Here is a 6982-nt window from a genome sequence, read left to right as displayed (position 1 = left end):
CTGCCATCTCGCGATACACCTCAGCAAAATCGTTAAACCATCGACTTTTTCACTAGTGAAAATTCTGCCATCTCGCGATACACCTCAGCAAAATCGTTAAACCATCGACTTTTTCACTAGTGAAAATTCTGCCATCTCGCGCTATATCTCAGCGAAACTGTTAAACCACCGATTTTTTCACTAGTGAAAATTCTGCCATCTCGCGATACACCTCAGCGAAATTGTTAAATTAACAAATAGAATGTAAGCTATTTCAAGTAGTTAATACTTAGTTATTTCGGGGGTTAACGCTAATATTGCAGTTTTGTGTTCCATCCTCTAGGGTCAGCAAATGTATGCACATAAGCCTATCTAATGGCTTCATCGAGATGACAACCAGTTACATCTCTAACAAAACCTATGGCGTAACGCCTCTTTTTATTAACAACAAAACGGATTTCTTCAACTCCATTTCTGCTTGTTACATCAATTACGAAAACACCTTACTACTCTCAGATTAAGCACTGAATCTCTCTGGTTTAGATCCCCATACTTATCAGCCAACTTTTAGGGGATTTTTTAATTGTAGTTCAGGTTTGGCAGGTGCTGACTTAGGTTCTGGTTCGGGGGTAGTATTCTGTCCAGAGCCACCGCCGATCCCTCTGTCAGTACTATCGTCTAATACCTCCTTCTCTTGCGGTTTAGCTAACTCAATTTGTCTGCTGATTTCGTCCACAGCATCACTAACTGAGATGCCCATAACCTTGTTCAGCAGATCTATAGCATTATAACGACGACCACCAACAATAATGATTAGGTGATTTTTATCATTACGTTCAAATTGAAGAGTATCAAAATCAGGAGCGCGACCAAGAGGCTTAAATCGTTCAAGGATGGCTTTAATCATTTCAGAAGTAACGGCGCTTTTAGCGTGACTACAAATAGCTCCCGCCTTACGATTTACACGCTCTGACAACTCCTTTTCAAAACGGTCTGTGTATAGATTTTTTGGTGGCTCTCTATACCTTGAGTGAGTAGTTAGTTTTGTAGTTCTGACATTTAGCTCTTGCACTTCATCTGAGAGTAAACCTTTTCTCTGTGTTTCCACTGCGCGAGCTACAGCAGCCTTAAACTCATCGCTTGAGCCTTCAGTTGCTTGTATGCTGTCCAACGCCCAACCTTTAGCTAGACCCTGTTGCACCATTAGGGCAGCAATTTTATCGAGAGGTGATTTAGAGGATGTGTCGGCTGTGATCATATCTCCATGATCGATGATGTAACACCCCCACTTCTTACTATAGAAATGGTTCTGATCTGGGTTTTCACGAGGTTTGAAAAACTTACCATCCTCAACAAAACCTTTATCGATGTTGGTCTTGTAAATACAGTAAAACTGTCTTTGTTGCCTAGTTAACTCCCTAATAAATCTGCGACTCTCATCAATAGCTAATTGCTTATTTTTCCTCACCTGTTCCTCACGTTCTTTTGTGGAACGATTAGGTGATTTAGATAGAAATTTTTTTCTTTTTTCGTCGATTAGATTGCGGCGATACTCATGATTATCTCTAAGATCTACTCGGAAGTTTGCTCCAGAATTGAGTTCACCATCAATTCGCTTACGGCGAGATTTAGCAGAAAGCTTAGGCTCAATCTTATCTGAGAAAACAGAAGTTAGCAGATTTTTGCTAAACGGTGAGGTTGTATCACTCATGAATTCGCTCTTAAACCTTCTGACAGACTCATCAATCGTTGCTTCATTGGACGAGTCAACACGATACTTGTCATAGAGATACTCTAAAAATTCCAGTCCCTCACCTCTCACATTTAGTGAGCACCACTCCCCTTTACGACCACGAACTTTCTTGCTATTTATCTTAATCTTCAGATAGCGATTGCCTTTAGTGCCTTTGGTTGCGACAGGCGTGATCGGTGATGAGATGGGAGCAATATGCTCAAACTCCATAAGAGACTTGGTTAGTTCTTCTCCAGTTTTAGGTTTACAAGTTTGTAGATGCTCGATCAAAGCTTGCCTAACCTTGTGGCTAGTACTCTTACCCTTTACAGGCGTAACTCGGTCAATTTGTTGTTCTGCGTTTCTCTCCATAACCGTAACTGGGTCTAAAAACCCATAGCGTGCATTAATTTCTGATTGAACAGCCGAGTGATATGACAAATCATTAGGATTATAAAACTCTAATTTTTTCTGAGTCTTATGATCAAGGAGAGATACAGCAACATGTAGGTGAGGCTTGCGACGCTGACCATTTTCATCGAGCATGTACTTTCTGGTAGGGATATGCATTTCTGCATAATAGTTAAGCTCATCAAGATCACGATGAGGAACATTTGCGCGAAGCACCTCATCAACAATAGCCTTGTGCATCTCATACTGCTCACTAGTCGGTATTTCGCTGTATTTTTTTATATCTGTCTCATCAAAACTGATAGTAATGTGCTTGTACGCTCCATCCCATTTGCTTCTGTATTTTGTAATCCAATTTGCGTCACGCTCGATGGCCTCTAATGAGCCATGAATTGGAACTCGTGTATCGTACTCATCTCGATGCACACCTGTGGTTCTAACCCTGCCGTTCACAAGGTAGTCACCGATGCCATTAATACGCGTTGAAAATCTAATAATCATTTGGTTATTTCTTTTTAACTACTTTTATGTGCTGACCAAGGCTTTCCTCCATCAAAAATTTTAGAGCTGACATTTGTCTATAAATGAGCACAAATTTCATATCTAAACCAGAATACCTTTCTTCTAGTGTTATTAACGCTCTACCAACACTATTTAGGCGTGAATAATAGAACCGCTCAGTCTTAAGAATTAGGTTAATGTAACCAAGATCTACAGGTTGGATTTTGTAGTCAGGTTTTAGCATTAATTTGCATAGTTGTTGAACAGATTCAGTCCCGACTGCCTTGTCATATAGTTGGCTGTAGAGCGAGTCGGTGACTCTAAAACAAACAACAGAACTTGTGCTGTTTTTTTCCTCTACATCCTCATCAAAAATAACACCTTCAGATACAAAATCATCGCCTTTATTACCGAGGTATCGAATCGAAGATTCTGGCTTAGGAAGCGTTGAGTTATGCACTGTAAGAAGGTGACATATTTTTCTAAGACAGATTAGGTAATTTGTTAGCTGAAAATCGACTTTTGATTGTATTGATTCTTCATTATTAATCATCCCCCAAAATATCTTTGAAAATGAATCAAAGTGAGACTTTTCAATTTCCAAAATAGACACAGCCATCAGCTCTCTAGATACATCAATAGGAGGAACTATTCTATCAACATCAATCATTCTCCTAGCAAAGATATTGAAGCTTTCCTCATTAATCAAAAGAGGCTCTAATTCTTCCTTTAAGTTATTATCGATTCTAAAGCCAATAACTTTACTTAATGCCTCCTTCTTTTTCTTTTGTTTATTTTGACTCTCTTTATTTGTCATAATCGTTATTTATATTTTATTGGCGGAGACAATAAATGGGATTTTTAAGGGCACCCCTTAAAGCACGAGATTGTTGTTTGCGGATGCAAAAATGTAAACAATCTGGACGTGCCTCCACAATTTCTTTTTCCACCTAACTTAATGGTACTATATTTTTTAAACTACACAAATTCACATATTTGAATCAAAGAAATTTGGTTACTATAATTAATGAGAAACGAATAAATGTTATGACTAAAAAGAAAGTTTCTATTGATCACCTTAACCTCAATGAAGCGCAAAAAAGAGAGTTTTTGAAGTTGGTTTTGGGAAAGATCGAGGGTGGTAGACTTAAGCCTACTCAGGTTAATAGATTGAAGTCGAAATATGAAAATCAACTGCTAGAATTCAAGGAAATAATTGATATATATAAATCAAGAGGATTCTAAAATAAACATCTAACAAAACTATTTAAAAGCGGATTTGGTATATCGAAAAAGGATGCTTCGATTTGTATAAATATTCCAGAATATCAACTAGAGTTATTTATACAAAAACATCTACCGCAACACACAAGAAAATTCAAACATAAAATAAAAACTAATGATGCTAAAAATAAATAATAACAGACAAAGTATTATAGAGTATCTGTTTAAGAGCCACATAATACATAAGACTAAAAATGGAAGAATTCATGTTCATAAACTACCTAAAGAATTAATCCAAAAAAAAGCCTCCACTTAAGGAGGCTTTTTTTTGCTTTAGCATGGCGGTTCGCTCGACTCTGGAGGTAGATTAAAATCGAAATCTTCAGGTTTTCTTACGATAACAGCGCGTACCGTTGTGCCATCAATTTTTACAACCTTTACACCTTCTCCAGACAAACTCAATTTTTTAATAATCTGGTCTTTCTTTTTGATGTATGTTCCTGCCATGCTTTTGTCGAAAATATCTGTTATTATATTACTGACCTCTTTGCTTGCAGATCTGAGATAAATATACCCTTCAATCTTCATCGCTGATGGATGACTTTTGTAACGTTCATAGATATAAGAAGAGATTTCTGAAACCACCATATCTAGACTACTAGACAGACGACTAAACTTCTTATCTATTCCGTATTTTGAAACAAACTCAGCGATGATTTTGTCTGCTTCAATAGAGGCTTCGATTTCACCTAAGGCTCTGAGTTCATCAATCATTTTATTAATGGTGTTTGCTGCATAACTACCGACGTTATCAGCGTAAACGGCTTTGCCTACCTCTAGCCATTTAGAACGCGTTTCGATATTGCCGTCTACCTCAATCAAACTGAATCGATTGGCAAACTGATCTTCTATTCCGTATTCATTTGCCATTGAACTCACCCCTTCATCTGAGGTGAAGAGTTTTGTATACAGAGGGACGGTTACACTAAGTTGATTTTTAGGAGAAATATTAATGCTGGAGCACAGCTCTTTTACCTCAGATTTGATCGACTTAAACTCATCAATCCAGAGAATTAGAGCACGTTTAAATGCAGGATAGTCTTTTGCAACGGGTGCCCCTGACATCATTCTCTCAATTTCGTTCACACTTGTATGAACGACCAAGCCAAGCTCAGATAGAACCCCACTCAAAAATCCTTTTCCCCAATCTGATTGACACTTTAGCCACAGATAACATTTTTTTCTATCTCTAGCAAAACGACTCGCTACAATTAATTTTAGAAGATCATCTAATTCAGGAAAATGCATTTTATAATCACTGATTATATCATCTATAAGGTTATTTTCTGAGACCTTACATTCATACGGAATATGATTGAATCTGATAATTGCTGAATCAGGAGTTAATCTTATATAACTGTCTTCAGCAAAAATATCCACTTCAATACTAATTTTATCTCGTTGTGAATAATATTTAATGAAGCTGATTAAAGACTTTGATGGAACCTCAGAAATTTTTTTTAAAAGTGACTTTCGTTCTGCATTTCCATTGGTGATCCGACGAACACGGTCTTCAACAATATCCTCCAGTTTCAAATCATCTATAGCTGCCCCATATCGTCGTGTTAAGGCTGATATTGCCTCACTTGCATCAAACTGAATAAGAGAACCATCCTCATTAACTAAATAAATGCGTCGATTAACACTCGAATAGAACGAACCTTTCAATTGATTATGTAAGGCGAGGTAATCAATAGGGATATCTAACCAATCTACAGACTCTGATTCGGTAACACCTAGAAGTTTATTGATTTCGAATTTGATTTCATTTGCAAGCTTAAGAGTTTGCGCATCTACTTTATCTATCGTGTTTTCAATAGATACAACATTATTAAGCATTTCCATGATCACCACCAACTCTATTTAAAGACTTTTTCATTAACTCATCAATCGCACCCCTGATTAACTTAGATGCATTAGTTTGTGTTTTAAGCCAGTTTTTCTGATCAGAGGTTATTCTGACCTTCATGAGTTCAGTTAGTTGATTCTGGGATGCGGAATTACCGCCAAAAGAGGTGTTTTTCATTATTATTCGTTTAGTTTTTGGATTTATAGATTAATAAACGAGAGATGGTTAGCCCCTCGGCAGTGGTTAAAATTACAATCAATTTGTGCCCACAAAAAAAAGGTTAGTAATTTTCATTCCTTAATGTCAAACGCATATGAAATAAAAATGAAAAAATTTAGGAAAAAAAATACCCACTCAGGAGCGGGTATCTAATGTTCAATCTATAATCCCAAGCCAAAAACGAGAGATAGTTGCATATTATCGAGAACCACCTCAACAACAATCAAAGCAACAATGAAATACTACCAACAAAAATTGGAAAAATAAAATTGAGTGTTTTTTCTCTTGGCGGGGAGGAGGTTACAAAAATATGTAACCGCAAACTCCTATATAATTCACGCAGATACAAAACGGGTTACAAAAGTTACGTTGAGTTACAGCCGACTTTAATAAAATGTAACTCAATATAACCTTAAAAATCAGACGTTTAACTATAAAGGTTACATTTTAGGCCAAAATCAGTGATTCTACACCTCTACTATTTTTATTATCTTCACTATTTATTTAATAAGAATGGGTAGGAAAATGTAACCAATTGGCTATAAGCCTTGTCCTGTAAGGGTTTCAGCGGTTACATTTTTTTTCGGAAAATGTAACCTGTTTATAAGCAACATATAAGCATCTGTTTTATATTCATTTTTCGGTTACAATTTTCACATTCGAAAAATGTAACCTTTGTAACCAGTAGGATCTTTTATGGATTTTAGAACTAGGATTTTGATGGAGGAGCTTTTGAGTGTACGAAGTCCACTCATAGGGATTTGTACTGTGTTAGTTCCTATCGTCGTAGACTTAGACGATGAGCGATCCTAAAAACACCATAGTTCAGGTGCTAAATGTACCTATCATCACCAGTGTTTAGCGATTGTGATACCAAAATCACCATAATTCAGGACTGGATGTCCGACAATCACCAGCCTTAGGCGATGAGCGATCCCAAAATCACCATAGTTGAGGTGCTAGATGTGCCTATAATCACCAGTGTCTAGCGGTTGCGATCCTAAAAT

4 protein-coding genes are annotated in these 6982 nt (G+C 36.9%); all 4 read right to left on the bottom strand.

The annotated features are described in order from the left end of the window. Positions 1-535: 535 nt before the first annotated feature. The gene (locus R7E78_RS17020; RefSeq protein ID WP_318058090.1) at positions 536-2623 is read right to left on the bottom strand and encodes a hypothetical protein; all 2088 of its coding nucleotides are present in this window, start codon (positions 2621-2623) and stop codon (positions 536-538) included. Positions 2624-2627: 4 nt separating this feature from the next. Continuing rightward, on the bottom strand, positions 2628-3440 hold the full coding sequence (locus R7E78_RS17015) for a hypothetical protein (RefSeq protein WP_315874183.1): 813 nt from the start codon (positions 3438-3440) through the stop codon (positions 2628-2630). A gap of 740 nt (positions 3441-4180) precedes the next feature. Next, positions 4181-5752 carry a hypothetical protein gene (locus tag R7E78_RS17010; RefSeq protein WP_318058089.1) on the bottom strand — a complete coding sequence of 524 codons (1572 nt, stop codon included), beginning with the start codon at positions 5750-5752 and terminating at the stop codon, positions 4181-4183. Beyond that, complete coding sequence (locus R7E78_RS17005; RefSeq protein ID WP_318058088.1) at positions 5739-5933, bottom strand: hypothetical protein; 195 nt, start codon at positions 5931-5933, stop codon at positions 5739-5741. Before R7E78_RS17005 ends, R7E78_RS17010 begins: the two co-directional genes overlap by 14 nt. Positions 5934-6982: the final 1049 nt, after the last annotated feature.

This window comes from Vibrio sp. YT-19(2023), assembly GCF_033337395.1.
The sequence above is the reverse complement of the archived record's forward strand: the minus strand, read 5'-3'. Positions and strand labels throughout refer to the sequence as shown.

Coding starts and splice junctions, on each gene's coding strand:
- R7E78_RS17020 (WP_318058090.1), bottom strand. CDS start 2,623: ATGATTATTAGATTTTCAACGCGTATTAATGGCATCGGTGACTACCTT.
- R7E78_RS17015 (WP_315874183.1), bottom strand. CDS start 3,440: ATGACAAATAAAGAGAGTCAAAATAAACAAAAGAAAAAGAAGGAGGCA.
- R7E78_RS17010 (WP_318058089.1), bottom strand. CDS start 5,752: ATGGAAATGCTTAATAATGTTGTATCTATTGAAAACACGATAGATAAA.
- R7E78_RS17005 (WP_318058088.1), bottom strand. CDS start 5,933: ATGAAAAACACCTCTTTTGGCGGTAATTCCGCATCCCAGAATCAACTA.